26 protein-coding genes are annotated in these 26,844 nt (G+C 62.8%); 11 read left to right on the top strand and 15 right to left on the bottom strand.

The window, feature by feature from the left end; translation table 11 throughout:
* Positions 1 to 212: 212 nt before the first annotated feature.
* Together NHH88_07830 and NHH88_07825 are read left to right on the top strand one after the other, a co-directional pair.
* The gene (locus tag NHH88_07830) at positions 213 to 986 is read left to right on the top strand and encodes an SDR family oxidoreductase (GenBank protein ID USX15678.1); all 774 of its coding nucleotides are present in this window, start codon (positions 213 to 215) and stop codon (positions 984 to 986) included.
* A gap of 126 nt (positions 987 to 1,112) precedes the next feature.
* On the top strand, positions 1,113 to 1,730 hold the full coding sequence (locus NHH88_07825; GenBank protein ID USX15677.1) for a helix-turn-helix domain-containing protein: 618 nt from the start codon (positions 1,113 to 1,115) through the stop codon (positions 1,728 to 1,730).
* A 148-nt stretch (positions 1,731 to 1,878) separates the two neighbouring features.
* On the opposite strand, the gene NHH88_07820 is transcribed toward NHH88_07825, so the two are convergent.
* Together NHH88_07820 and NHH88_07815 are read right to left on the bottom strand one after the other, a co-directional pair.
* Positions 1,879 to 3,348: an FAD-dependent monooxygenase gene (locus NHH88_07820; GenBank protein ID USX15676.1), complete on the bottom strand. Its 1,470-nt coding sequence runs from the start codon at positions 3,346 to 3,348 to the stop codon at positions 1,879 to 1,881.
* A 65-nt stretch (positions 3,349 to 3,413) separates the two neighbouring features.
* Positions 3,414 to 4,196 (bottom strand): helix-turn-helix domain-containing protein, encoded by a 783-nt coding sequence (locus NHH88_07815; GenBank protein USX15675.1) that lies wholly within the window; start codon positions 4,194 to 4,196, stop codon positions 3,414 to 3,416.
* Positions 4,197 to 4,393: 197 nt separating this feature from the next.
* On the opposite strand from NHH88_07815, the gene groES reads away from it, so the two are divergent.
* The 3 genes from groES (at position 4,394) to NHH88_07800 (ending at position 7,009) form a co-directional block, all read left to right on the top strand.
* Positions 4,394 to 4,684 carry a co-chaperone GroES gene (gene groES, locus NHH88_07810; GenBank protein ID USX15674.1) on the top strand — a complete coding sequence of 97 codons (291 nt, stop codon included), beginning with the start codon at positions 4,394 to 4,396 and terminating at the stop codon, positions 4,682 to 4,684.
* 49 nt (positions 4,685 to 4,733) lie between these two features.
* Positions 4,734 to 6,383 (top strand): chaperonin GroEL, encoded by a 1,650-nt coding sequence (gene groL / locus NHH88_07805; GenBank protein ID USX15673.1) that lies wholly within the window; start codon positions 4,734 to 4,736, stop codon positions 6,381 to 6,383.
* Positions 6,384 to 6,517: 134 nt separating this feature from the next.
* Positions 6,518 to 7,009 carry a hypothetical protein gene (locus NHH88_07800; GenBank protein USX15672.1) on the top strand — a complete coding sequence of 164 codons (492 nt, stop codon included), beginning with the start codon at positions 6,518 to 6,520 and terminating at the stop codon, positions 7,007 to 7,009.
* A gap of 12 nt (positions 7,010 to 7,021) precedes the next feature.
* Here the strand turns inward: NHH88_07800 and NHH88_07795 are convergent, their stop codons facing one another.
* The 3 genes from NHH88_07795 to NHH88_07785 form a co-directional block, all read right to left on the bottom strand.
* A complete protein-coding gene (locus NHH88_07795) occupies positions 7,022 to 7,375 on the bottom strand; it encodes a hypothetical protein (GenBank protein USX15671.1) in 354 nt (117 codons plus the stop codon).
* A gap of 12 nt (positions 7,376 to 7,387) precedes the next feature.
* Positions 7,388 to 7,873, bottom strand: a complete 486-nt coding sequence (locus NHH88_07790; protein ID USX15670.1) for a hypothetical protein — start codon at positions 7,871 to 7,873, stop codon at positions 7,388 to 7,390.
* A 118-nt stretch (positions 7,874 to 7,991) separates the two neighbouring features.
* Positions 7,992 to 8,417, bottom strand: coding sequence for a hypothetical protein (locus NHH88_07785; GenBank protein ID USX15669.1), 426 nt, complete (start codon positions 8,415 to 8,417; stop codon positions 7,992 to 7,994).
* Between the two features lie 142 nt (positions 8,418 to 8,559).
* On the opposite strand from NHH88_07785, the gene NHH88_07780 reads away from it, so the two are divergent.
* Entirely contained in the window at positions 8,560 to 8,994 is a 435-nt protein-coding gene (locus NHH88_07780) for a VOC family protein (GenBank protein USX15668.1), read from the top strand.
* 18 nt (positions 8,995 to 9,012) lie between these two features.
* Here NHH88_07780 and NHH88_07775 read toward each other — a convergent pair whose 3' ends face one another.
* From NHH88_07775 to NHH88_07760, 4 genes are all read right to left on the bottom strand, one after another.
* Positions 9,013 to 10,002 (bottom strand): arabinogalactan endo-1,4-beta-galactosidase, encoded by a 990-nt coding sequence (locus tag NHH88_07775; protein USX15667.1) that lies wholly within the window; start codon positions 10,000 to 10,002, stop codon positions 9,013 to 9,015.
* 152 nt (positions 10,003 to 10,154) lie between these two features.
* Complete coding sequence (locus NHH88_07770) at positions 10,155 to 11,039, bottom strand: SMP-30/gluconolactonase/LRE family protein (protein USX15666.1); 885 nt, start codon at positions 11,037 to 11,039, stop codon at positions 10,155 to 10,157.
* 27 nt (positions 11,040 to 11,066) lie between these two features.
* Positions 11,067 to 11,687: a 2-dehydro-3-deoxy-6-phosphogalactonate aldolase gene (locus NHH88_07765; GenBank protein ID USX15665.1), complete on the bottom strand. Its 621-nt coding sequence runs from the start codon at positions 11,685 to 11,687 to the stop codon at positions 11,067 to 11,069.
* A 2-nt stretch (positions 11,688 to 11,689) separates the two neighbouring features.
* On the bottom strand, positions 11,690 to 12,598 hold the full coding sequence (locus tag NHH88_07760) for a 2-dehydro-3-deoxygalactonokinase (protein USX15664.1): 909 nt from the start codon (positions 12,596 to 12,598) through the stop codon (positions 11,690 to 11,692).
* Between the two features lie 275 nt (positions 12,599 to 12,873).
* Here NHH88_07760 and NHH88_07755 point away from each other — a divergent pair, with 275 nt between their 5' ends.
* Together NHH88_07755 and NHH88_07750 are read left to right on the top strand one after the other, a co-directional pair.
* The gene (locus tag NHH88_07755; GenBank protein ID USX15663.1) at positions 12,874 to 13,674 is read left to right on the top strand and encodes a class I SAM-dependent methyltransferase; all 801 of its coding nucleotides are present in this window, start codon (positions 12,874 to 12,876) and stop codon (positions 13,672 to 13,674) included.
* A gap of 81 nt (positions 13,675 to 13,755) precedes the next feature.
* Entirely contained in the window at positions 13,756 to 14,325 is a 570-nt protein-coding gene (locus NHH88_07750; GenBank protein ID USX15662.1) for a hypothetical protein, read from the top strand.
* A gap of 3 nt (positions 14,326 to 14,328) precedes the next feature.
* On the opposite strand, the gene NHH88_07745 is transcribed toward NHH88_07750, so the two are convergent.
* From NHH88_07745 to NHH88_07730, 4 genes are all read right to left on the bottom strand, one after another.
* On the bottom strand, positions 14,329 to 15,597 hold the full coding sequence (locus tag NHH88_07745) for an MFS transporter (GenBank protein USX15661.1): 1,269 nt from the start codon (positions 15,595 to 15,597) through the stop codon (positions 14,329 to 14,331).
* Positions 15,594 to 16,121, bottom strand: a complete 528-nt coding sequence (locus tag NHH88_07740; protein USX15660.1) for a PadR family transcriptional regulator — start codon at positions 16,119 to 16,121, stop codon at positions 15,594 to 15,596. Before NHH88_07740 ends, NHH88_07745 begins: the two co-directional genes overlap by 4 nt.
* A gap of 153 nt (positions 16,122 to 16,274) precedes the next feature.
* Complete coding sequence (locus NHH88_07735; GenBank protein USX15659.1) at positions 16,275 to 18,149, bottom strand: glucokinase; 1,875 nt, start codon at positions 18,147 to 18,149, stop codon at positions 16,275 to 16,277.
* Between the two features lie 152 nt (positions 18,150 to 18,301).
* Positions 18,302 to 19,942, bottom strand: coding sequence for an alpha-glucosidase family protein (locus NHH88_07730; GenBank protein ID USX15658.1), 1,641 nt, complete (start codon positions 19,940 to 19,942; stop codon positions 18,302 to 18,304).
* A gap of 241 nt (positions 19,943 to 20,183) precedes the next feature.
* Here NHH88_07730 and NHH88_07725 point away from each other — a divergent pair, with 241 nt between their 5' ends.
* Together NHH88_07725 and NHH88_07720 are read left to right on the top strand one after the other, a co-directional pair.
* The gene (locus tag NHH88_07725; GenBank protein ID USX17292.1) at positions 20,184 to 21,734 is read left to right on the top strand and encodes an oligopeptide:H+ symporter; all 1,551 of its coding nucleotides are present in this window, start codon (positions 20,184 to 20,186) and stop codon (positions 21,732 to 21,734) included.
* Positions 21,735 to 21,843: 109 nt separating this feature from the next.
* Positions 21,844 to 22,239, top strand: a complete 396-nt coding sequence (locus NHH88_07720) for a hypothetical protein (protein ID USX15657.1) — start codon at positions 21,844 to 21,846, stop codon at positions 22,237 to 22,239.
* On the opposite strand, the gene NHH88_07715 is transcribed toward NHH88_07720, so the two are convergent.
* The gene (locus tag NHH88_07715; GenBank protein ID USX15656.1) at positions 22,205 to 23,089 is read right to left on the bottom strand and encodes a sulfotransferase; all 885 of its coding nucleotides are present in this window, start codon (positions 23,087 to 23,089) and stop codon (positions 22,205 to 22,207) included. The two genes, NHH88_07720 and NHH88_07715, sit on opposite strands and share 35 nt — an antisense overlap.
* Positions 23,079 to 23,636, bottom strand: coding sequence for an adenylyl-sulfate kinase (cysC, locus tag NHH88_07710; GenBank protein USX15655.1), 558 nt, complete (start codon positions 23,634 to 23,636; stop codon positions 23,079 to 23,081). The genes NHH88_07715 and cysC overlap by 11 nt, the downstream gene beginning before the upstream one ends.
* A gap of 293 nt (positions 23,637 to 23,929) precedes the next feature.
* Between cysC and pulA the strand changes: the two genes are divergently transcribed.
* On the top strand, positions 23,930 to 26,647 hold the full coding sequence (gene pulA / locus NHH88_07705) for a pullulanase-type alpha-1,6-glucosidase (protein USX15654.1): 2,718 nt from the start codon (positions 23,930 to 23,932) through the stop codon (positions 26,645 to 26,647).
* Positions 26,648 to 26,844 lie beyond the last annotated feature (197 nt).

The raw sequence follows: 26,844 nt of genomic DNA, 5'->3' as shown, positions 1-26,844 counted from the left end.
GGCGGATTACGCTGCGCTAATCCGCCCTACGTGTCTCCGCATGACCATCCAAGCCCCGGGCCCCTTGCAAACCGTTCAAGCACCGGGACCTTTGCAAACGGTCCAAGCACCGGGACCTTTGCAAACCGTTCAACCACGTAGGGCGGATTAGGCGGAACGCCGTAATCCGCCATCGTCGAGCCGCCGACAACGCATCCTTCCGGAGCAAAAAAATGGCCAACCGTTTATCGAACAAAGTCGCCATCGTCACCGGCTCGACGCAAGGCATCGGCGCGGCCATCGCCCGCCGTTTTGTCGCCGAAGGCGCGATGGTCACCCTCAACAGCCACCGCGACGACGACGACGCCCGCGCCATCGCCGAAGAACTCGGCCCTGAACGCGCCATCTTCATCGAAGCCGACGTTTCCGACCGCGCCGCGATGGAAACACTGGTCGCGCGCACCGTGCAGCGCTTCGGCAAAGTCGACATCCTGATCAACAACGCCGGCATGAACGTCTTCGGCGATCCGCTGGCCCTGAGCGACGAGGACTGGAAGCGCTGCTTCGCCGTCGATCTGGAGGGCGCCTGGAACGCCGCGCGCGCCGTGCTGCCGGCCATGCTGGCGCAAGGCGGCGGCAGCATCGTCAACATCGCCTCGGTCCACGGCCACAAGATCATCCCCGGCTGCTTCCCCTACCCGATCGCCAAGCACGCGCTGATCGGCCTCACGCGCGCGCTCGGCCTGGAATACGCCGCGCGCGGCATCCGCGTCAACTCGATCTCGCCGGGACTGATCGTCACCGACATGGTCGAACGCCACTTCGCCGGCTTCCCGGACCCGGAGGCCGAACGCACCCGCCAGGCCGCGCTGCTCCCTTGCAGGCGCCTGGGCACACCCGAGGAAGTCGCCGCCACCGCGCTGTTCCTCGCCAGCGACGAAGCGCCTTTCATCAACGCCACCGACATCCTGATCGACGGCGGCCGTTCGCAGCTGTACCACGAATAAATGCCCGACACCGCCGTCATCACGTGACTGGCGGCCCGGTGTCGCCTGGTTGGCGGCAAACTGTCGTAGCGTTTAGGGCATAATTGGCCCATCCTCCAGTTTCATTCCTGACAACTGGAGCCTACAATGGACGATGATATGAAGTTAAGCGCGAAAACCATCAAACGCCTGCGCACCGAACGCGCATGGTCGCAAGAGCAACTGGCGGAGATCGCCGACGTCAGCCTGCGCACGATCCAGCGGGCCGAGGCCGACGGCAGCGCCTCGCGGGAAACCAGGATGGCGCTCGCCGCCGCCTTCGACATCGATCTCCGCGATCTGGCCGAACCGGAAAGCGCCACGCCCGAACCGCCATCGCCATCGCCGGTGCCTTCGACTATCCACGCGACGCCCAAGCAGTATCGGGTGGTCGGCATGATCGCCTTGCTGGCGGCAGTCCTGTCGGTGGGCGCATCGTATTTTTCGTCGGAGGCGATGCCATGGATTTTCACCACCCTGGCGCCCATGACCGCCATCGCCGGCGGCTTGTATGCCGGCTTCGGCTGGTACTTCTCTGGACGAACGCAGCCTTCCACCCCGGCGCGCAGGACGGTGCAATTCGGCTTCATCACCTGCGCGCTGGTGCTGCTGTTTTCCAGCTTGAGCGCCTCGCCAAGGGCCACGGCCACCGCCTACCTGCAAATGATGCTGTTCGCGTGCGCCATCCGCCATGCCTTCGACTGGTATTTTTCGCGCGGCCGTTAGGCGCGCCGCCGGCTTTCAGAATGACCCGTCGCTGGCCGCCAAGCGCTTTGCCGACGGCGAGGCGCCCTTCATCATCTTCAGCGGCGCCACCATGCACCCGAAGGGCACGCGCTGCGTGGAGGCGGTGGAGATGCAGGCGGCAGGCAGTTCAAGATGCCCGGCAAGCGCCGCCGAACCAGTGTGCGGCGGCTTGCCGGATGTCGCCGTCGTTCGCGTCGTCGCCCGACTTCCAGGCGACGACGCCGTCCGGGCGTATCAGCAACGCGCTGAAGCCGAGGCGCTCTTTCGCGCTGCGGGAAACGTACTTGATGCCAGCCTCGTTCGCCCAAGCTTCCAGCGCGGCGCTGGCGTCGAAATCCAGCAGCATTCCCCGGCCGTCGTGCATCAGATCGCCCAGCGTCGTGCCGTCTTCAAACGCGAAGTTCGGCGCGCTGTTGGTGGAAATCCCCCATACTCTTCCGGCGACATAGGTGGCGCCGTCGCGCGTCTTCACCAGATCGCTGAAAATCGCATGCAGCGCTCGCGCCTCCGGGTTGGGCCGCATGATGGCGACCTGCGCGCGCGACCAGTCCAGCACCTTTTCCCCAACCGGATGCCGCTCGGCGTGATAGCTGTCCAGCAGACGATCCGGCGCCTGGCCGTGTATCGTCGCAGCCAGCTTCCAGCCAAGGTTCATGGCGTCGCCCAGTCCAAGGTTCAACCCCTGCCCGCCCAGCGGCGAGTGAATGTGCGCGGCATCGCCAGCTAGCAGAAGGCGTCCCTGCCGATAGCTGGTGGCCTGCCGCGCACGGTCGGTCCACGTCGTGCCGACATGCAGCTTGCTGATCGTCACGTCGGTGTCCGAGATGCGGCGCAAGACATGCTGCACGCGTTCGGGCGTGACCGGTTCACCGGTTTGATGGAACGCTCCGCCATCAAAATCCTGCATGGCCAGATAACCGGGCTGGGACTGGAAGTACATGCCTTCCGGAGTAACGTTGCGGCCCGCCTTGAGCTTGCGGGGATCGGCGATATCGACCTTCACCGTGTAGCCGGTAAATTCCGGCTCGGTGCCGGCGAATTCGAAACCGCCGGCCTTGCGCACCACGCTGCGGCTACCATCGCACCCCACCAGCCACAGCCCATGGAACGCCTGATTGCCGGCGCTCGCCGTTACGCCATGATCTGTCTGATCGACGCCGGTGACCGCATGTCCGCGCCTGATTTCCACACCGAGCATTTCGGCACGCCGCGTCAGCACCGTTTCGGTCTCCGCCATTTCGGACAGCAGGCTGGGCGGGGGCGAGCTTGGCAAGCGGTTCCGCCACTGCGACATATCGATGTTGTGGTAGAAAAATGGAATGCCGGCGAAGTGCCCGGCCTGGACCGCAGCGACATGGCCAAACGGATTCTTGACGCGCTTGGGCACCTCAAGCTGATCGAGCAAGCCCCGGCGGTGCAGCGCTTCGACACTGGGCGCCGACAGGCCGCGTATGCCGAAAGGCATCTGCTTCAACGGCGAATTCGGACTCTCCGCCTTCTCCAGCATGAGGACGGAACATTTGGCCAAGGCCAGTTCAGACGCGAGGAACAGGCCTACCGGACCGGCGCCTGAAATAATGACATCGTAAGTTTTCATGACCGGCAGTGTAGATTTCGCGGCGCCGGCCCGGCTTGTATAAACGCGACAAAAACTGGCGATTCCTAGCGCTTGCGCTTGCGCGCGAAAGCCGATGGCGTCACGCCGCAGTAACGCTTGAATTCGCGGCTCAGGTGGGACTGGTCGGTGTAGCCTAGCGCCTGCGCCAGCGCGGCGAGGCTGACGTCCGGCTCGGTCCACAGACGGTTGCGCGCTTGCTCGAAACGCATCAGGCCGGATACATCCTTTACCGTGTGACCGGACGAATGCTTGAACTTGCGTTCGAGCGTGCGCACCGTCGCGTGGGCAGCTGCGGCGACCTCGCTGACCGGCATCGCCCCGTTGGCCTCCAGCATGGCGGCGCCCGCCTTGAACAGCGTCGCGTCGACGGGCTTGGGCGGCCGGGCGGCCAGAAAATAGGCGGCCAGCGCAGCCACCGCACGGTCGACGCGACCGGCCGTCATGAATACATCGAGCGTGGACTGAAGCTGGGCGACAGGATGCTCGAAGACGCGCAAGCCGTCCTTGCCGGGCGGCAGGCCGAGCAAGTCGAACACGGTCCATGGATAGCATCTGACGCCGATCACTTGCAGCCGGCTTTGCGTGCTGAACACCACCGGCTGATTGAGCAGCCCCATCAGGAAGGGCGAAGGCAAGGCACGCACGAGGCCGTTACAAGAAACGCCACAATCACCGCCGAAGGTGAAAATAATCTCCGCGTAGCCGTCGGGGACGACCTCGAAGCTGGGGCCGTCGAATTCCCGCACGTTGTGCCAAAAGCACTTGATGGTGGTGCGCAGCGCTTCCGGCGGTTCAAATTCCTGATGCATGGCCTTCATTGTAGTCATATTTACAGCTTTTCTTACCTTTTTGATGATTCGCAAGCTTCCACGCCTTGAAAAGCGACATGGTCGTCCCTATAATTGGCACTCGTTCCGAGAGAGTGCTAACAGCGCCCTCGACAACTTTCCGTTGTGGCAATCTAGTTATTTAGGCAAGTTTGGCACAACAACAAACTGTACCAATGCTAATTAAGGAGTTTTGTATGAACCTTCGCCCTTTGAACGATCGCGTAATCGTCAAACGCCTCGACCAGGAAACCAAAACTGCGTCCGGCCTGATCATCCCTGATGCGGCCGCTGAAAAACCGGATCAAGGCGAAGTGCTCGCCGTCGGCAATGGCAAGATTCTCGAAGACGGTAAAGTCCGTCCGCTGGATGTCAAAGTAGGCGACCGCGTTCTGTTCGGCAAATACGCCGGCCAAACCGTCAAAGTTGACGGTCAAGAACTGATGGTCATGCGCGAAGAAGACATCATGGCAATCGTCGTCAAGTAAATTCACTTGGCAAACGGTTCCACTCATCACCTAATTCTGGAGAAACAACATGGCAGCTAAAGAAGTAATCTTCGGCGACGCAGCGCGCGCCAAAATGGTCGAAGGCGTCAACATCCTGGCCAACGCCGTTAAAGTCACCCTGGGCCCTAAAGGCCGCAACGTCGTGCTCGAACGTTCGTTCGGCGCCCCTACCGTCACCAAGGACGGCGTGTCGGTCGCGAAAGAAATCGAACTGAAAGACAAGCTGCAGAACATGGGCGCGCAAATGGTCAAGGAAGTTGCTTCCCGCACCAGCGACAACGCCGGTGACGGCACCACCACCGCCACCGTGCTGGCCCAGGCCATCGTGCGCGAAGGCATGAAGTTCGTTGCCGCCGGCATGAACCCAATGGACCTGAAGCGCGGCATCGACAAGGCCGTCGCCGCCACCGTCGAGCAGATCGCCGCGATCGCCCGTCCATGCACCACCACCAAGGAAATCGCCCAAGTCGGTTCGATTTCGGCCAACTCGGATGCATCGATCGGCGAGCGCATCGCTGAAGCGATGGAAAAAGTCGGCAAGGAAGGCGTCATCACCGTCGAAGACGGCAAGTCGCTGAACGACGAGCTGGACATCGTTGAAGGTATGCAGTTCGACCGCGGCTACCTGTCGCCATACTTCATCAACAACCCAGAGAAGCAAGTCGCGATCCTGGACAATCCGTTCGTCCTGCTGTGCGACAAGAAAATCTCGAACATCCGCGATCTGCTGCCGGTACTGGAACAAGTCGCTAAAGCCGGTCGTCCACTGCTGATCATCGCCGAAGACATCGAAGGCGAAGCACTGGCGACCCTGGTTGTCAACAACATCCGCGGCATCCTGAAAACCTGCGCCGTCAAGGCCCCGGGCTTCGGCGACCGTCGCAAGGCGATGCTGGAAGACATCGCGATCCTGACCGGCGGTCAAGTGGTTGCGGAAGAAGTCGGCCTGACCCTGGAAAAAATCACGCTGGAAGAGCTGGGCCAAGCCAAGCGTATCGAAGTCGGCAAGGAAAACACCATCGTCATCGACGGTGCTGGCCAGGCTGAAGGCATCGAAGGCCGCGTCAAGCAAATCCGCGTGCAGATCGAAGAAGCGACCTCGGACTACGACCGTGAAAAACTGCAAGAGCGCGTGGCCAAGCTGGCCGGCGGCGTTGCAGTGATCAAAGTCGGTGCCGCCACCGAAGTTGAAATGAAAGAAAAGAAAGCCCGCGTTGAAGATGCACTGCACGCCACCCGCGCCGCAGTGGAAGAAGGCATCGTGCCAGGCGGCGGCGTAGCCCTGCTGCGCGCCCGCGCTTCGATCACCGTCAAAGGCGACAACCCGGACCAGGACGCAGGTATCAAGATCGTTCTGCGCGCCATGGAAGAGCCACTGCGCATGATCGTGCAAAACGCCGGCGAAGAAGCTTCGGTCGTCGTTGCTGCGGTTCTGGCCGGCACGGGTAACTACGGTTACAACGCCGCCAACGGCACCTATGGCGACATGGTTGAAATGGGCGTGCTGGATCCAGCCAAGGTCACCCGTTCGGCACTGCAAAACGCAGCGTCGATCGCCGGCCTGATGCTGACCACCGATTGCATGGTCGCCGAAGTCTCCGACGACAAGGCAGCCGGCGGCGGCATGGGCGGTATGGGCGGCATGGGCGGCATGGGCGGTATGGACGGCATGATGTAATTGCCGGCCGGCTCGGCCACGGCCGAGCCGCCTCACTGCATGGAAAAGCCAGCTTCTTCGGAAGCTGGCTTTTTTTATGCCTTGGTTTTGTTGCTGTGATAGAGTTGGCAATTCCGCAACAGCAGGCAGAACCCATGCAGACGATACGCGCCCGGATGACTTACTTGCGCAATGGCGAGGCGTTCGCCGCCATCGCCTTGCCCGTCGTCTTTTCGATGGTATGGGAAACATCGGACGATCCGGTGGCATGGGGAATGCGGAGCGCGGCCATGGCGACGGTCGTCTATATCCTGTTGCAGGGGATGCTGTACTGGCAGCTGAAGTTGCAGTCGACAGTCACGCGCCAGGCCTTGCCCGCGTATTTCCAGCCGCTGTACCGCTTCTTTAAATATTCGAACGTCGTGGCGATCGCCAGTGTGGCGGTGTTTATCGGCCTTGCCGGTGGCGGGTCTGCGGACCTGTGGTGGTCGTGCGGCTTGCTGGCATTCGCGGTGCTGGAGCACATCAACTACTACCACTATCAGCTGATGTACGACACTCGCGGCGCTTTCGACTACGTGCGCCGCAACGGCCGCCTGCGCAAGGCTGCGCTGGGGTTGGACTTACAGCGGCGTATTGCGGTGTGACCGCCGACTGTACTATTGTTCGCTATGGAACAGCTGCCGCACCAGCTCGGCCCCGCGCTCCCGATTGAAGCCTTCCATGCGCAGGATCAGTTCATCGCCGGCGGCGCCGAGCTCGCACGTGTATCTATCGGCCTTGTTCTGATCAAGATGATCGAGGTCCGTCCCTTCGACTTCTTCGATTTTCCCGAGTATCGTCTTAGCGAGCTCAACGGCTTCCGGGGTCGGTTTGCTCATGAGCGTATCGCGAAAATGATCATGCTTTAGCAGCATCGGCACACTGACCTGTTCCAGCGCACGCATGCAATAATAAATTGCTTCAGTCGCCACCATGCGCGGGACCGATTCAAGAAGGGGAAGCCAGTTCATCATTCTCTCCCGCTACAGTTCAATGGCATCAAAAAGCTTTCGGGGCAGGCTTTCGATGATAAATTCCTCGGACAGAACACTTGCACGGTCCCTGATACTGACCGGTTTTAGCAACCGGGAGACTGGTAAGCCAGGGATCACCAGCAACAGCGGCTTGAACTCATGTAGCTGCGCTAGCATGACGATCTCCAGAATCTCCGTATGCGCTTGCACACCAATGACTCTGGCGGCGAGCTTGGCGTCGGCACCGTGCTGTATTTTCATTCTGTTCCGAGCTATCTTCAAAGAATGCAAATCGCCGCCATCAACCTCTTTTTTAAGATTCCAGTAGATATCCCTCGGGTTAGACGTCGTTGGCACGCAATTGTTCTGGCTCAGACGCGAAGATGCATCGAAATATGGCGTGCACCAGACGTAATGGTGCTTGCCGTAATAACGCTCACAGATGAAGTAGGCGAGCGTCGTGCAGCAAGAATAGTAGATGCGCTTGTGATTCATGGTGCCAGCCTCCGACCCGTTGCAGCGGGAACGCGGGCTTTGATGATAAGCCTGCGCTCCTCCATCCTTTTGCCGGGCACGGTCAGCGTTTGATCGTCATCATGAAGGAGTCGAAGACTCAGGCGTCGCGGAACTCCGCTTCGATCGCTTCGCGGCGGGGCTCGTCGGCGATATGCAGGATCAACGTCTCGGGCAGTTCCAGCGCCGGATGCGAGGCGCGGTGTTTGGCGAACCAGAAGACTTCGCTCAAGTCCTCGTCCTCGTGCGCGGTGGCCAGCAATTGCTGGTCTTCCGGCACGTCCTCGTAGTCCGTCGCTTCAAGGCTGGCGTCGTCGATCGATTCGCGCCATGCCTCGCATTGATCGCCCCACGCGAGCGCGTACCTGCAGCCGGACTCGACGAGCCAGCGGCTGACGTCCCAGCGCGTCATCTCGGGCACTTCCGCCTCGACCATGACGATGGCTTTAAAGGCGGTCAAGCCTTCCAGTACCGGCAAGTCGTTTTCCGGAGCGAGGTGTAAATATCTGATCGATGGTTTTTGCATGATGGCGCCGCTGTAATGTTCAAGCGACGCATTCTCACCCGATTTCGCCGATACCGCAACGGCGGCACAAGACAAGGACTCCTGACAGAAACTGACGGGGGCGCTGGCTAGAATGAACTTCCTTTTTCAACCGGAGTTCAACATGAAACCAGCAACCGTCAGCGCCGTTATCCACTTAAACTTTCGCGGCCAGGCGCGCGATGCACTCGCCTTCTACCAATCCGTGTTCGGTGGACAGGTCAACGCCATCACGTACAAGGACTTCAACCAGGTGACCAACGAAGCGGAAGCGGACCAGCTGATGTGGGGCCAGGTGGCGGCCGATAGCGGTTTCCGCGTGATGGCCTACGACGCGCCGTCGCACACGCCATGGAACCCGGGCGAGAACGCCTTCCTGGTCGCGGTGGAAATGACAACGCAGGACGAGGTCCGCGCATATTGGGACAAACTGTCCGCCGGCGCCACGGTCACGGCGGAGCTGCAGTCGGCGCAATGGACGCCGCTGTTCGGCATGCTGAAGGACCGCTTCGGCATCAACTGGACGTTGAGCGTCGCGGCTCAACAAGCCGCGACGTAACTCCCGGGAGGGCGTGACTTAGAACGGGTCCAGCGCGATGGTGAACTTGCCGCTGGCGTCGATCGCGCCCATGGTGTAGCCCTGCCAGCCAGGATAACCCTGCGGCTCCCAGTAGAACACGCCCAGGCCGTTGGAACCGAGCGCCTTGGTTTTGTTCAACAGGTCGGCGATCATGGCCTTGGAGGTCGCCGCCTGGGTCCAGTCCATGCCCACCTCGGTCACCATCACCGGCTTGGTGTAACGCGACACCATGTCCCACATATTGGTGGAGATGCGGTTGTTGTAGTTGGCCCAGTCGGAAGCCGGCGGATAGTGCGACATGCCGATCACGTCCCACTTGGCGCCGGCGCCCTTGACGCCGTCGAAGAACCAGCGGAACACGGCGTTGTCGTGGCCGTTGGCCAGGTGCAGGATCACTTTGGCGTTCGGGTAGACGGCCTTGGTGGCGTTGTAGCCGCTGTTGATCAGACCGGCCAGGTTGCCGAAGTTGGTGGTGCGTCCTTCCGGCCACAGCATGCCGCTGTTGATCTCGTTGCCGACCTGTACCCACTCGACATTGATGCCGTTGGTCTTCAAATAGTTCAGGATGCCCTGGGTGTGGCTGTAGACGTCGTTATTGAGCTGGGCCAGGGTGTGGTTGGCCCAAGCGGCCGGCTTGGTCTGCTGCCCCGGATCGGCCCAGCTGTCGCTATAGTGGAAGTCGATCATGATGCGCTGGCCTTGCGCGGCGGCGCGCTTGGCTTTGTAGAGCACGTCGGCGCCGTCGTTCCAGCCACCGTTGGGATTGACCCACACGCGCAGGCGGATCGAGTTGATCTGCAGATTCTTCAGCAGCACGAAGGGGTCGGTCTTGACGCCGCTGCTGTTATAGAACGAGTAGCCGCTGGCTTCCTGCTGGCTGACCCAGCCGACGTCGGCGCCGTTGGCGAACGTTTGTGCGAAACCGACGGACGCTGCAAGGCCCATCGCCACGCCGCAGATCGCGGCGAGCAAATTCTTGAATTTCATTGTGTCTCCAGTGTCTTATTGATTTTTATAGTGTGTACTACGCTGTGTTGCCTGCCACCTGTGCGCACCTCCCCCTGCCGCGTCGCGCAGCACATTTTTACATTCGGGATACCGCGCCGGCGTTCAGCCGGCGCTGTCGTCGAAACCGCTGATTAACCGAAGCGCGCGGCGGGAACGCCGGCCACTTCCACCCGCACCGAGAACAACGAACCCGTCAACGGGAACTTTGCCAGCTCCTCCGGCGTGTTGTCCTCACTGGCGGTGGTGATGAACAAGGTTTTCAGGTCCGGGCCGCCGAAGGTGCACGAGGCCGGGTTGCGCACCGGCACGCTGATAGTTTCCAGCAGCTCGCCTTGCGGCGAGTAGCGGCAGACGCGCGAACCACCCCATTGCGCGACCCAGACGCAGTTTTCGCTGTCGACCGTCATGCCGTCCGGCGCGCCTTCTTTGTCGAATTCGAACTGGCGCCACACGCGCGGCTCGCCCAAGGTGCCGTCGGCGGCCAACGGATAGGCGTAGGTGCGGCCCTCGAAGCTGTCGGTGTGGTACATCGTGGCGCCGTCGTTGCTGAACGCCGGGCCGTTGCAGATGTGATATTCGTTGTCGGCCACGGTCAAGCTCAAGTCCTTGTCGAGGCGGAACAACATGCCGATCGCCTGCGCGTAATCGGTGTTGTGCATCGAACCGGCCCAGATGCGGCCGGCACCGTCGACCTTGGCGTCGTTCATGCGCAGGCCGCTGCCTTCGGGGAACGGACGCGCCAGGTATTCGATGCGCAGCTCGGGTTCGAGCCAGACGCGGGCGATGCCGTCACGCAGGCCGGCCATGAAGCCGTCGCCGTCGCGGCGGGCGATCAGCCAGCAGATGTAGTCCGGCATGGTCCAGCTGTGGCGCTCACCGCTGACGGTGTCCAGCGCGTGCAGTTTTTGATTCTTCAGGTCAACGAAATACAGGCGGTTTTGCTCCGCCACCCACAACGGGCCCTCGCCCAGTTGCGCGCCCAGTTCCCACAGACATTGCACGTCATGCTTGCTCATTCGTTTTTATCCCCAGGATGGAAAGAATCAGGCGGCCAGGCCGCGCCAGGTGTTGACGAAGGCCGCCGCGCGTTCGCCGAGCTGCTCGATGGTCACGCCGGGCGTGTAGAGCGCGCCGCCGATGCCGAAGCCGGTGGCGCCGGCTTTGACCCAGCCCGGCATCGTCTCGGGCGTGACGCCGCCCACCGGCCACATCGGGGTGCCGGCCGGCACCACGCTGAGCATGGCCTTCAGGCCGCCGTGGCCGATCATCTCGGCCGGGAACAGTTTGAGCGCGTGGGCGCCGGCGTCGAGCGCGGCGAACGCCTCGGTCGGCGTGGCCACGCCAGGGGCGCAGTACATGCCCAGGTCGGCGGCGCGGCGGATCGCGGCCGGATTGCAATTCGGGGACACCAGCAGGCGGCCGCCCGCCTCGTACACGGCTTCGACGTGCTCGACGCTGAGCATGGTGCCGCCGCCGACCATGGTGCCAGGCAGATTCAGCGCGACCATCGAGGCGATGCACTCAAGCGCGCCCGGACGGTTCAGCGGCACTTCCAGCGCGCGGAAGCCGGCGTCGTACAGCGTCTGGGCGACGGCGACGGCCTCGCTCGGTTGCAGGCCGCGCAAAATGGCGACCAACGGAGTTGTTGGGTGGGAAATAGTCATGATCAGCCCTGCTTGATGAATTGAGAGATCGCCGTGCAATACACGTGATGGGGATCGAGCACTTCGCACTTCAGGCCGAAGTGGGCGGCGGCGGCGGCGTAGCGGGCGGCCAGCGCCGGCGAGCCGATAACGGTGATGCCGGCGCCGTTGCCGTCGGCCGGCACTTCGCGGGCAGCGGCGGCGAACTCGGCGCCGATCAGCAAACCGCTGACGACGGCGGCGGCCTGCTGCTGCGGCCAGGTGCGCGAGACGACGCCGGCGCGCACGCGGAACAAGGTGTTCGACAGCGGCTCGTTGCGCGCGGCCTGGTTCAGGCCGACAGCGAAGCCTTCGGCGTCGGTGGTGTCGCCGGCCATCATCGACGACAGGGTGCCGCCGGCAGACAACATGGCGAACAGCTCGCCGGTCATGTAGGTGGCGAAGGACTGGATCACGCCGTCGCGCAGCAGCACCCATTTGCTATGGGTGCCGGGCAACACCAGCCAGCCATCGCGCTTGCCCAGCGCCACGGCGCCCAGCAGTTGGGTTTCTTCGCCGCGCATCACATCGACGGCGGCGCCGTTGCGGTAGCAATAGCCGGGAACGATATGGCAGCGGCCGGCCCAGGCCGGATCGGTGACGGGCGCCAGGTGTTGCGGCAGCTCGGTCAGCGGCACGGAGGCGTCCAGATAGTTGACTTCCTGCCAGCCGGAGGCGCTGCCGACCATGCCGGACATGATCACCGGCACGTCGCCATCGAGGTGCATGGCATCGAGCAAGCCGTCCAGCGAGGCGCTGAAACGTTCGCGTCCGCCGACCGCCAGCATGCCCTGGCCGTCCTCATGTTCCGCCAGGCACTTGCCTTGTTGGTCGATCAGATAGGCGCGCCGGTTGCTGGTGCCCCAGTCGACGCCCAGAATTGTCTTATCCACTAGTCAGAGTCCTTTTCTTATACTGCGAAGATGGTACAAAAATGGCTATAGTGCCGCCAATGAATTATCTCGCGCAACTGATACCAAAATAATATAGACACCCCAACGAAAGTTTAAACCTTCTCCGGAAATACGTAAGGTGGATTAGCGCAGCGTAATCCGCCATGCATGCGCTTCGGCGGCGTCTGCATGGAAACCGGCCCGTTTGCGCTACGACAAGCAGCCCCGGCAACGAGCCTCCTATAGTTGAGACGCATTCACCTTCGGGAGGTTCCATGAGCACAGTCGACGTCCATCAACATACCAAACAGCAAGATTTCGACACGCTGGCGCGCCAGCTCGGGCTCAAGCCGCGCGATCCCTGGATCGGCGGCCGGGTCGATTATGAATGGGATCAGTTGCGCATGGTATTGGACGTGATGCCATTGCGCCTGCCGGACATGCACATCCTCGAGTTCGGCTGCAACATCGGCGCCTCGGCCATCCTGTTTTCCTATCTGGGCGCCAAGGTCTGCGCCACCGACGATTCGGCCGACTGGGTAGCGCTGGCGCGCCTGAACGCCGAGCGCTACGGCATCGACAACATCGACTTCGCCCACGTGGCCGACTCGCGCCGCCTGCCCTTCGCCGACGGCCAGTTCAGCCTGATCGCCTGCAACAGCGTGCTCGAATACGTATCGCCGGCCGAGTTGCCGGCCGTGCAGCGCGAGCTCGACCGCGTGCTCGCGCCGGGCGGGCTGATCTTGCTGACCGGCTCCAGCAACCGGCTCTGGCCGCGCGAGGCCCACAGCGGGCGCTGGCTAGTGAATTACTTGCCGCGCTGGATAGACCGCCTGCTCGGCAAGCCCTTGCCGCGCGGCGTCTGGCCGTGGGCGATGCGGCGCGGCTTCGGCCCCCACTACGACAATCTGGACACCGCGCACCCCGACAATTTCCTGCTGCGCTCGCGTTTGCGCGGCGGCGCCGACATCCGCAGCCTGCAGCCGGTGCTGTGGCTGGCGCGCCGGCTGGGCATCGGCCCGGGCATGCTCACGCCCAATATCTGCTGTTTCCTGCAAAAACACGCGCTTTCATAGGCGAACTGGAGGGTTGAAGTTGCCCGATGGATGCCTTTGGTTTAGTATGGCCGTCAACAAAATAGTCCAGGCTATCCCCTTATGGCATCTCGCTCTCCGTCCCCCCGCACCTTGGCCATCGCCGGCGCAGCCGCCGTCGCGTTGGCCATCGGCGTGGGTGTTTATATTAACAACACCACGCCGGTGGCGACGCCGCCGGCGCCGGTCAAGCCAGCCGAGCCGGTCGTCGCCAGCAAGGCGCCGCCGGCCAGCGCGCCGCCGCGCGCTTCCGCGCCGCGTCCGGCGGCCAGCGAACCGTCCGCGCCGGCTGAGCCCAAGGCCACCCGCACCAAGGAACAAGCGTCCGCCGCGCTGATGGCGCTGCCGGAACTGCAACAGTGGTCGTCGATGCTGGAGAAAAGCTCCGGCGGCAAAGTGCGCGGCGCCCTGATCGAATACGATCCGACCCCGCGCAAGCTCAACGGCAAAAGCTACTGGCAGTTCAGCTTTGTCGAAAACAGCGCCGAATCGGCCCAGCGCTGGGAAAGCTTCCTGGTCTCGTCGAGCGACGACGAGATCCTGGTCGAAGACGCCACCAACGACGAGGTCATCAGCCTCGCCCGCTGGCGCCGCGAAAAGCACCCGGAAAAGCGCATCAACATCGACGGCTAGCGCTTAGGCAACCTTCTGCTCTTGCGGCGCCGGTGTCGCCGGGGTCGCCTCCACTGCGCTTGCCACCTTCCCCACCCACAGCACCGAGAACACCGTCAGTCCGGCCGCGATCCAGCCGTTCCAGCCGTAGCCGAGGATGTGGCCGGCCGCGTCCGTATGCAGCGTCAGGCCGCCCAGCAAGGCGCCCACGCCGCTGCCCAGCTGCTGGATCGCCGAATTGGCGCTGAGGAAGGCGCCGCGTTTGGACGGGTCGGGCACAGTCGTCATCAATGCCTGCAAGGGAATCGTGCGTCCGGACACCGCTGTCATGAAGAACGGGAAGAACAGGATGATCGCCACCAGCGGCATCGCCGGCATGTGCGTCACGAACATCATGGGCAGTACCGACAACAACGCCAAATACCGGTACACCTTGTGCGCGCCGGCGCGGTCCGACCATTTGCCCACCATGCGCGCGCTGACCAGGGTGGCCAGGCCGCCAGCCAGATACACATAGGTGATCTCCGCCGGCTTGACGCCAAGGTTGTTCACCAGCACCGGCGAGATGAACGGAATTACCAGCATGCCCGTCATCATGTTGACGAAGGACAGCGCGAACGCCTTGAGGTGGTTGGGCACACGGTACAGGCCGATCAGATTCGGCAGCACGGCCGACAGCGGCACGCGCTGCGTCAAATGGCCCGTAATGGACGGCAACGTCCGCGCGCCCAGCGCCCAGATCACCAGCGAAAACAGCACTAGCAGATAGAACGGCGACGCCCAGCCGAAGTGCGCGGCCAGCATCACGCCGGCGGGCACGCCGACCACCGCCGCCAGGCTGAACGAGGTCATCACGATGCCGGTGGCCGCGCCGCGCCGGTGCGCCGGAATCAGGTCGCCGATGATGGCCATGACGATCGCGCCGAGCACGCCGCCGGTCACGCCGGCGAAGGCCCGCGACAGCACCAGCACGTGGAAATTGGGGGCGACGGCGCACGCCAGGTTGGACAAGGTGAACAGCGCGAACATCCACAGCAGCAATTGTTTGCGGTCGAAGCGGTCGATATACATCGCCGCCAGCAGGCCGGACAGGCCGGCGCACCAGGCATAGGCCGACACCGCGCCGGAAACGGCCGCCGGCGTGATGGCGAACGCCTGCATCAGCTGCGGCGCCAGCGGCATCATCACCATGAAGTCCATGATGACGGTGAATTGGGTCAGCGCCAGCAGCCACAGCACCAGGCGCTCGCGGGCCGGGGTCAGGGTGAGCGCGGGAGGAACGGTCATGCTCATTCGAGCGCCAGGATCTCGGCCGTCGTGCGGCGCAAGATCGCCCGGATGTGCTCCAGCTTGGCGGCACTCGGATGGTTTTCCTGGCCCTGCGCGATAACCGCGTGCTTGAGCTCATGCATGATCGTGCGCAGGTCGTCGCGCGACTCGGCCGGATCGCTCATGCGCGCGACGATGGCGTCGACGAACTGGCGGTTCTCGGCCAGGAAAGCCTCGCCTTCCGGCGTGATCGCGTGCAGCTTCTTGTTGCCATCGGGCGCGGCGACGACATGGCCCATATCGAGCAGCATCGACAACAGCGGATAAATCGCGCCGGGGCTGGGCGTATAACCGCCGCCGGAGCGCTGTTCCAGCTCCTTGATGATCTCGTAGCCATGGCGCGGCTTCTCCGAAATCAGCTGCAACACAATGTAGCGCATGGCGCCGGCATCGAACATTTTCGGACCGCGACCGCGACCGCCGCCACCGCCGTGGTGCGGACCGTGCGCGGCGCGCGGATGGTGTGAATGATGTGAGAATCGAAACATTTGGAACTCCTTCTTCAGATATAACAAGTTAAGATATAACTTATTAAGATATATCTTAGCGTATTTTTGGAGGACTTCAAGTTTCGATTTGTAACAGACGAAAAAAAAGCAGACCATCAAGGCCTGCCTTTAGGGTTGCCCTTTTTTTGGCAGTCAGCTGTCGAGGTGGGAGATCAGCAGGCGCCGGTTGTCGGTCTCGCCGCTCTTGGCTTTTTGCTGCACCACTACGCGCGAGTTTTGCGTGTCGAGCGAAATGCCGACCGACAGGATGTCGATCAGCAGCAGCTGCAAGATGCGCGAGATCATCGACAGGAAGGTCGTGCTGTCTTCCGTGTGGTCGACCGCCAGGCACACGCTGGCCTTCTTCGCCAACGGCGAGTTGCTGGCCGTGATGGCGATGACGTCGGCACCCGCCGCGCGCGCCGCGTCGACCGCTTCCAGCAGGTCCGGCAGCTTGCCGGAGTTGGAAATGGCGATCACCACGTCGCCCGGGTTGAGCAGCTCCGCCGCCAACGTCAGCAAATGCGAATCGCCGTACGCCGACGTAGGAATGCGGAAGCGGAAGAACTTGTGTTGGCCATCCAGCGCCACCACGCGCGAATTGCCCATCGCGTAAAACTCCACCCGCTTGGCCTTCGCCACCAGCGCGATCGCCTTGTCCAGCGAGCGCACGTCCAACTGGTCGCGGAATTTCAAAATCGCGGAAACAGTATTGTCGATTACCTTGGCGCTCAAGTCGTGCGTGCTGTCGCTGACGCGCACCTGGCTGTGACGCACCGGAATCGCGCCCGTCAGGCTGCTGGCGAACTTCAGTTTGAAATCGGCCAGGCCGAGGAAACCGAGCGAGCGGCAGAAGCGGATCACCGTCGGCTGGCTCACCTCCGCCAGGCGCGCGATGTCGGCGATCGGTTCGTTGAGCACCAGGCGGGGCTGCTCCAGCACCAGTTGCGCCACGCGCTGCTCGGCCGGCGTCAGCTCGTGCTGCAGATGCTGCACGCGCTCCATCAAGGTGTTGGCGCCGCTGCGGCCGCGCAGGTGCTCCGACAAAATCGTCGCCACACCGTAGAAGGCCGGATTCGGCGTCGTGATCACGTACGTCGGGATCTCCGACAGGTAGCTGGTGAAGCGTCCCTTTGCTTCGAAGCGCGAACGGAAAGGAGAAGAGGCGAACCACTCCCCCATGCGCGGCACGATGCCGCCGCCGATGAACATGCCGCCGAACGCGCCCAGCGTAACGGCCAGGTTGGCGGTGGCGCCGCCCAGCATCGCGCAGAAGCATTCCAGCACTTCGAGGCACAGCGGGTCCTTGTCGGTCAGCGCGCCGGCCATGATCTCCTGCGAGGTCAGGTCGCGCACCTGGCGGCCATTGCGCTTGGCGATGGCGCGGTAAATGATCTCCATGCCGGGGCCGGAGATCAGGCGCTCGGTCGAGACGTGCGACCAGGTCTGCCACGCGTACTGCAGGATCGAGTATTCGCGCTCGTCGGCCGGGGCGAAGTTGGTGTGGCCTCCCTCGGAGCCGAGCGTGACGAAACCGTCGACAGTGGGGATCACGCCGGACACGCCAAGGCCGGTGCCCGGCCCCAGCACGCCGATGACGGAGTTCGACGCCGGCTTGCCGCCACCGACCTGCATCAGGTCCGCCGGCTTAAGGCCCGGCAGCGACATCGCCAGCGCGGTGAAGTCGTTCACCACGAGCAGCGTATGGAGGCCGAGCGCGCGGCGCACTTCGTCGGTGGAGAATTCCCAGTCGCGATTGGTCATGCGGACATGGTCGCCGCTGACCGGATTGGCCACCGCCAGCGCGGCGTGGTTCAAGGTGATGTCGGCGTGGTCGGACAGGTACGATCGCAGCATGGCGACGATGTCGCTAAAGTCGTCGCACTTGAGCACCCGCACGGCGCGGAATTCGCCGGGGGCCGTTTGCAAAGCGAAGCGCGCGTGCGTCGCGCCGATGTCGGCCAGCAGGCGCGGGCCGTCGGCGAACGCCGTGCGGTTGAGTTTTTGGTCTACTTCAGCTTGTTTCATCGTTCGATTCAGTCAAAACAGTTGGCGGAAGCATACCCGAAATATGTGGTGTTAAGAAGTAAAGGCGTGAAACCCAGCCGCGTTTTGCGATACGCATGCGTCGCCACTTAGGGGTCGGACCCAATGGGTCCGACCCCGCATGGCTCTGCGGGTTAATCGCGCGCGTACCCGAACCAGGCGCCGAAGGCCGGCAACTGCACCTGGCTGCCGTCCACCGTTCCAGGCAGGTCGTAACCTTCCATCTGCTCCGCGCCCGCTACTTGCGGTAACGTGAAACTGACCGGCTCCCCGCCCAGATTGAACACGGCGATGATCCCGCGCTCGCCATCGGCATCGCGGCGCAGCGCCAGCACCGGCTCCGGCGTGTCGAAGAACTGGATGTCGCCGCGCGTGAGCTGCGGCAGCTTGCGGCGCCAGGCGATGAACTTGCGCGTGAACGCCAGCGACGATTCGGCATCCGACTCCTGCAACGCCGCAGCCTTGGAAATATGGTCCGGCGACACCGGCAACCATGGCTTGCCGGTGGTGAAGCCGCCATCGGCCCCGCCGGTCCACGCCATCGGCGTGCGGCAACCGTCGCGGCCCTTGAACTCCGGCCAGAAGGTGATGCCGTACGGGTCCTGCAGCAGTTCGAACGGCACGTCCGCCTCGGCGAACGCCAGCTCGTCGCCCTGGTACAGGCACGGCGTGCCTTTGAGCGACAGCTGCATCGCCAGGATCATCTTGGCGAACGCCTTCGGCGCGTCCGGTCCGCCCCAGCGCGTGGCGACGCGCTGCACGTCGTGGTTACCGACCGACCACGACGCCCAGCCTCCTTTGACGCGCGCTTCGAACTGCTCCACCTGTTTGCGGATGTAGTGCGACGAGCACACAGGCACCAGCAGGTTGAAGCTGTAGGCCATGTGCAGCTTGTCTCCGCCGGCGGTGTATTCCGCCATGACGGCCAGCGAATCGTCGGCGCCCACTTCGCCGATCGACACGGCCTGGTATTCGTTCAGCAGGGTGCGCAGCTTTTGCAGGAACGGCAGGTTCTCCGGACGGCTCTTGTCGTAGACGTGGGCCTGCATGCCGTACGGGTTCACGTCCGAGACGGTGGCGGTGTCGCGGTTGACGGCCGGCGGATTGCTGCGCAGCTCAGGATCGTGGAAGTGGAAGTTGGACGCGTCCAGGCGGATGCCGTCGACGCCGCGCTCGAGCCAGAAGCGCAGCGCGTCCAGGTGCGCCTGCTGCACTTGCGGGTTGTGGAAGTTGAGCTGCGGCTGGCTGACGAGGAAATTGTGTAAATAGTATTGACGACGGCGCGTATCCCACTGCCACGACGAGCCGCCGAAAACCGACATCCAGTTATTCGGCGGATTGCCGTCCGGCGCCGGATCGGACCACACGTACCAGTCGGATTTCGGATTGTCGCGACTCGATCGGCTCTCCTTGAACCACGGATGCTCCTCGGCGGTGTGCGCCATCACTTGGTCGATCATGATCTTCAGGCCGAGGCTATGCGCCTTGGCGATCATGACGTCGAAGTCGGCCAGGGTGCCGAACATCGGATCGACGTCGCAATAGTCGGAAATGTCGTAGCCGAAGTCCTTCATCGGCGACTTGAAAAATGGTGAAATCCAGACGATGTCCACGCCCAGCGATGCGATATAGTCCAGCTTTGCCGTAATCCCGGGCATATCGCCGATGCCGTCGCCGTTGGTGTCAAGGAAGCTGCGCGGGTAAACCTGATAGATGATGGCCTCGCGATACCAGTCTTTAATGTGCGGGGAAACTTGAGTTAGTTGCTTAGTCATAAGAGAATCCGGGGTTGGCTGCGTGTCGTGGAAGGCGCGCGGATGAGTTTGTAGAGAATATACATCACGATATTGTTTTTTTCAATCGTGTACAAGATTTGGAATTATCACAATTAATTCATACAAATCAAACAGTTATGAGTTTTTATCGGAATTCATAAAACAAAAATGAGTAGTCAAACTACACAAATTTTAGGAGAAACCAGTGACTAGCAGCGCTATCGCAAACGGCAACGGGCCGATGCCCCGACAAATTCCCTACATCATCGCCAACGAAGGCTGCGAACGTTTCAGCTTCTATGGCATGCGTAACATCCTCACGCCGTTTCTTCTGAGCACGCTTTTGCTGTTCATTCCGATGGAAGACCGCACCGCCGAGGCCAAGCACGTCTTCCATACCTTCGTCATCGGCGTGTACTTCTTCCCGCTGCTGGGCGGCTGGCTGGCCGACCGCTTCTTCGGCAAATACAAGACCGTGTTCTGGTTTAGCCTGATCTATGTGGCGGGACACGCCTGCCTGGCGATCTTCGAGGACAATCTCAAAGGCTTCTATTTCGGCCTGGCGCTGATCGCCTTCGGGTCGGGCGGCATCAAGCCGCTGGTGGTGGCCTTCGTCGGCGACCAGTTCGACCAGACCAACAAGAACCGCGCCAAGCTGGTGTTCGACGCCTTCTACTGGATCATCAACTTCGGCTCCTTCTTCGCGTCGCTGCTGATGCCGGTGATGTTGCGCGACTACGGCCCGGCCGTGGCCTTCGGCATCCCCGGCATCCTGATGGCCATCGCCACCTTGATTTTCTGGATCGGCCGCAAAAAATACGTGCACGTGCCGCCGGCCGCGCCCAATCCGGACTCCTTCAGCAGCGTCGCGCGCACCGCGTTGTTCGCCAAGGCGCCAGGCAAATCGCGTCCGGGCCTGATCGTCGCAGGCGTCGGCGCGGCCGGCGCGGTGCTGTCGCTGTGCATGTCGCCGCAATGGGGCTTCGTCATCGCCGCCTGTACCGCGCTGGTGCTGTTGCTGGCCTTCGGCGGCATCGGCGTGTCGATGCAGCTGGAACGCGCGCGCGGCCTGCACACCGACGAAGCGGTGGAAGGCGTGCGCGCCGTGCTGCGCATCCTGATCGTGTTCGCGATGATCACCCCGTTCTGGTCTCTGTTCGACCAGAAGGCGTCGACCTGGATCGTGCAGGCCAACGCCATGGACAGCCCGCTGCTGTCGATCTTCGGCTGGGAATTCACCCTGCTGCCGGCGCAGATGCAGGCCATCAATCCAATCCTGGTGATGTTGCTGATCCCATTGAATAACATCGCGCTGTTCCCGCTGATGCGCGCCATCGGCATCACGCCGACGCCGCTGCGCCGCATGGGCATGGGCATCGCGCTGTCCGGCGCGGCGTGGATTGCGATCGGCGCCATCCAGCTGCAGATGGACGGCGGCGACAAGGTCTCCATCCTGTGGCAGTTGCTGCCGTATGCGCTGCTGACACTGGGCGAGGTGCTGGTGTCGGCCACCGGCCTGGAATTCGCCTACAGTCAGGCGCCCGCGCCGATGAAGGGCATCATCCTGAGCTTCTGGTATCTGGCCGTCACGGTCGGCAATCTGTGGGTGTTGATCGTCAATTCGGGCGTGAAGAACGACGCGGTCAGCGCGCACATCGCCACCAGCGGTATGAGCTCGATCGCGTTCCAGATGTTCTTCTTCGCGGGCTTCGCGCTGCTCACGGCCGGCGTGTTCGCGCTGTACGCGATGCGCTACAAGATGGTGGATAACTACCGCGTGGCGGCCAAGTAATCTAGCGGGCCGGGCCGAATCCGACTTGCACACGGGCAGGTATCCTACTTGGAAGGTGTGTTGGGTGTGAAACAATCGTCGAGTTATTAGCGTACTCAAGGAGACGATCATGTCCACCCAATTCACCAAGGCCAAAACCGCGATCGGCGTCGCGGCTTTCTGCCTGTCCGCCGCCTTTGGCGGGGCGGCGCACGCGCAAAGCAAACCGGTGTCCGACAAGGATGTCGCCCAGCCCACCGGCAGCACCGGCGCGACGGCCTTCCAGCCCAATGGCGCGGCCAAGGGTGAGGCCGAGGCCAATACCGGCGCGCAGAACGGCAACGCCGGCATGCAGCAGCCGACCGGCAAGCCAGGCTTCGACAACAAACCGCCCAAGGGCGCCAAGGCCGATTGCAAACGCCCTCAAGGCGGCGTCGATGCCAGCGGCGGCGAAAACATCGCCACCGCGCACAAGGACAATACCACCTGCACTAATCAGCCCGCGAAGAAGGCCGGCGGCAAATAGGTACGGCGGCCAGGCGCTGCTGGCTGCAATCAAGGTAAAGCTGCAGGTTCGTGCCGATTTGCCGCGCCTCCGCCAGCAGAACGGGATCGACCTGCAGCGGCGCGACGTCGGCCTGGCGGCTGATCAATTCATCGCGGTACACGCTGGCGAATTTTTTGTAACGCAGCCGGAACGACCAGTGCGACGATAGAAACCCGAACACCTGGGCGCACTGGCTTTGCATCGACTTGTAGTTCACCACGAGATAGCGATGCTTGGGCAGCTTGTCCAACGTCTGCAGTATCTTCCGGTTGTACACCACCCAGGCTTTCAGGTAACGCTCGCGATGCTTGCGGCGATGCCGCGCCAGCCGCATCGACCGGTAAAAACACTTCCACGCCAGGCGATAAGGCCAGCTTTTTGCCCGGTATCTGTTGTCGAGCAGGCCGAAGTCCCGTTTGAGCAGCGAATGCACGACCTCCTCGAAATCGCGCAGCAGCACCAGATATTTCGCCTGAGGCAGCAAGGCCGAATACGTGTCCAGCAACAGGCAGGTACGCGGCTCCTTCCAGCCCCATTGGGGGAAGCTGGCATTCTTCGCCGCGATGAGGGACCGCATCTCGGCCTGCTCCCGCGCGGTCGGCGTCATCGCCTCGGGCGGGTGCAGGCCGTCGGGATGCACGCCTTTGTCGATCAGGATTTGCTGGTGCAGCTGGAAGAAGTCCTCGTCCTCGAAATGGCCTTCGACATTGCCCGTGCCCACGCCAACCAGGCGTTCGCCGACCTGCAGGCCGCAATCATGCAGCCAGTGCGTGATCAGCGATGTGCCGGAGCGGTGCATCCCGGCGATGACCAGGACGTCATTGGCCATGCCGCGCCCTCCTGCGCTTGGCGAAATCGGTCTGGCCCAGCACATACTCGCAGATCCGCGCGGTGCACTCGGCGGCGCTGCTGTCGCGGGTGTTGAAGTACAGATCGGGTTCGGACGGTGGCTCGAACGGATCGTTAACGCCGGTCAGGCACTTCAACTTGTCTGGCGCATCGTCGGGCAGGCCGGCGCGCCGATACAAGCCCTTGGTGTCGCGCCGCCGCAGTTCGTCGAGCGCGCAGTCGATGAACACCACTTTCACGTCGGGATAGAGCGCGACCAGCTCCTTGCGCACCTCGTCGTAGGGACAGATGGCGCTGATGATCGTGACGATGCCGTGCGCAGCGAATTTATCGGCGAGGTAGCCAAGGCGGCGCAAATTCTCGCTGCGGTCCCGGCGCGAAAAACCCAGGTCGGAAAATAAGCTTGCGCGATACGCATCGCCATCGATGACTTCAACCGGCACGAACTGCCGGCCAAGGCGGTCTTTAACGCTGTTGGCAAGTGTAGACTTACCGGCGCCCGACAGGCCGCAAAATAGCAATATCATGATAGCCCTTGTGAATTGGAAACGACGCGGCCAAGGCTAGCAGTGGCCGGCCCTCGTTTAGCCGACAATTACCGATTGATACAGGGTGTACAGTGCGGAACAAGGTGTAAACGAACCGGCAAGGAAAACCCTACACCCTGCGGCTTTATGTTAATTTTTGATCAGAAGTAGATGCGGACGCAGGGTGATTCGTATCGAAACTACAGATTCTGGAGTACCATATCCGCGAAATTTAAGGGCGATGCGGTGGTTTTGTAGCCGCACTACTCAAACTAACGGTTTGGAGACGGAATATGGCTGGTAAGCGTTTGATGGCGGGTTCGGTTGGGGGCGCGCTCGCGCTGGCATGTTTAGCGGCATCGGCGGACCCCGTCCTGGCGGATTGCGACGGAGCGTTTGCGACGCCGCTGCATGCGGCGCCCGCCACCGACGCCCGCGCGTACTGGCTCAACCGCCAGTTGATCAAATGGCCGGGCGCCGATGCCGGCAAGGGCGCGTTCAAACTCTATTATTCCGCCAACGCCCTGCTGCGCGCCGCGCCGGGAGCGCGCGTCACCGGCGCGGACGGCGAGCTGACGCTGTCGCGCTTCGATGGCGAGGTGCCGTCCGATGTCGCGCGGCGCTTCAAGTTTGTCGGCGACGGCGCGGTGCTGAGCGTTCCAGACGCGGCGCGGCTGCTGACGCAGCAAGTGCTGCTGGTCCGGGAAGGCGAGGACGGCGTGGTGCGCGATGTGACGTCGCTGCAAATCGCCGGCGCGCTGGACGACCTGTATGCCGGCGCCGCCAAGGTCAAGGACCTGGGCGTGACCGCCGGTGCGCGCGGCGCGGCCTTCAAGCTATGGGCGCCCACCGCGCAGAATGTGGCCGTGTGCACCTACGCCACCGGCTCGTCCAAGGCAAGCGCCATCACACCGATGACCCGCGACGACGCCACCGGCGTCTGGTCGGCGCGGGCCAATGGCGCGTACTACCAATATCTTGTCGACGTCATGACGCCCACCGCCGGCATCGTGCGCAACCTGGTCACCGATCCCTACTCGATCAGCCTGACCACCGACTCCAAACGCAGCTACATCGCCAACCTGAACGCCGCCAGGCTCAAACCTGCGGGGTGGGACGGGACGCCGTCGCCGAAAAAGGTCGCCGCGCCGACCGACATGACCATCTACGAACTGCACGTGCGCGACTTCTCGATCAACGACGGCACCGTCAGCGCGGCCAACCGGGGCAAGTACACCGCCTTCACCGAGACGGGCTCCAACGGCATGAAGCACCTGGCCGCGCTGAGCCGCGCCGGCATGACCGACATCCACCTGCTGCCGGTCTACGACATCGCCACCGTGCCGGAACAGGGTTGCGTGTCGCCGGACATCGCCGCCCTGCCCGGCCTCGCGCCGGACGGCCTGGAACAACAGGCGGAAGTCACCAAGGTCAAATTCACCGACTGCTACAACTGGGGCTACGACCCGTATCACTACACCGCGCCCGAAGGCAGCTACGCCACCGATCCGGCCGACGGCGCAAAACGCATCGTCGAATTCCGCCAGATGGTGCAGGCGCTGCACAAGGCCGGCCTGCGCGTGGGCATGGACGTGGTGTACAACCATACCTTCATCGCCGGCCAGAATGAAAAATCGGTGCTGGACCGCGTGGTGCCCGGCTACTACCACCGCCTGAACGCGACCGGCGGCATCGAACGCTCGACCTGCTGCGACAACACCGCCACCGAAAACCTGATGATGGCCAAGCTGATGATCGACTCGGTCGAGACCTGGGCGGTGCAGTACAAGATCGACTCCTTCCGCTTCGACCTGATGGGACACCAACCGCGCGCGGCGATGGAAGAGTTGCAGGCGCGCGTCAACCGCGCCACCGGCCGCCGCATCGACTTGATCGGCGAAGGCTGGAACTTCGGCGAAGTGGCCGACGGCGCCCGTTTCGTGCAGGCGTCGCAGCTGTCGCTGAACGGCAGCGGCATCGGCACCTTCAGCGACCGCGCGCGCGACGCCATGCGCGGCGGTGGAGCCAGCGACGGCAGCGCGCAAATCATCGCGCAGCAGGGCTACATCAATGGCCTGGTCTACGCGCCCAACGCGCAAGCGCCCGCGCGGCCAGCAGGCGATCTGCTGCAAGCGTCGGACATGGTCAAGGTCGGCCTGGCCGGATCGCTGCGCGACTACACGATGCGCACCTGGCAGGACGAGACCACGCAATTGAAGGCGATGGTCTACGGCGGCAACCAGCCGGCCGGTTACGCCAGCCAGCCGTCGGAAACCGTCAACTACGTCGAGAACCACGACAACCAGACGCTGTTCGACATCAACGTCTACAAGCTGCCGCTGGAAACCACCGGCGCCGAGCGCGCACAGGTACAGATGCTGGGCGCCGCCATCAACGCCTTTAGCCAGGGCGTGGCCTACTTCCACGCCGGCTTCGACATCCTGCGCTCCAAATCCCTGGACCGCAACAGCTTCGAATCGGGCGACTGGTTCAATCGCCTGGACTGGACCTACCGGGACAACTACTACGGCACCGGCCTGCCGCGCGAAGAGGACAACGGCAAGGACTACGCGCTGATGAAGCCCCTGCTGGCCAACGCCGCGATCAAGCCCGCGCCGGCGGACATCGCCTGGTCGCGCGACGCCTTCCGCGATTTGCTGGCGATCCGCTCGAGCAGCACGCTATTCCGCATGCGGACCTCGGCCGACATCCAGCAACGCCTGCGCTTCCACAACACGGGATCGACGCAGGTGCCGACGGTGATCGTCGCGCACCTGGACGGCGCGGGCTACGCCGGCGCCAACTTCAAGTCGATCACGTATCTGATCAATGTCGACAAAGTCGCGCAGCGCGTCACCGTCGACGAGGAGAGGAACCGCCGCTACCAGCTGCATCCGGTGCACCTGCGTGCCGGCGCGGCGGACAAGCGTGTAGCGCAAGAAGCGCGATACGACGCCGCCTCAGGCACGTTCACGCTGCCAGCACGCAGCGCAGTGGTGTTCGTGGAATAAGAGCCGTTCCACGTAGGGCGGATTAGGCGGAACGCCGTAATCGGCCATGTATGCGCCGCCGGCGGAGCATACATGGCCGATTACGCTACGCTAATCCGCCCTACGTGATTCCGCAGCGACCGTCAGCCCCACGCTTGCAAAATCGGCCCGATCCCGCGATAATGGAATAATTCTCATTTGCGTTTGCGCCCGCAGCC

It is taken from the genome of Oxalobacteraceae bacterium OTU3CAMAD1, from assembly GCA_024123915.1.
Lineage (GTDB): Bacteria > Pseudomonadota > Gammaproteobacteria > Burkholderiales > Burkholderiaceae_D > Rugamonas.
The sequence above is the reverse complement of the archived record's forward strand: the minus strand, read 5'-3'. Positions and strand labels throughout refer to the sequence as shown.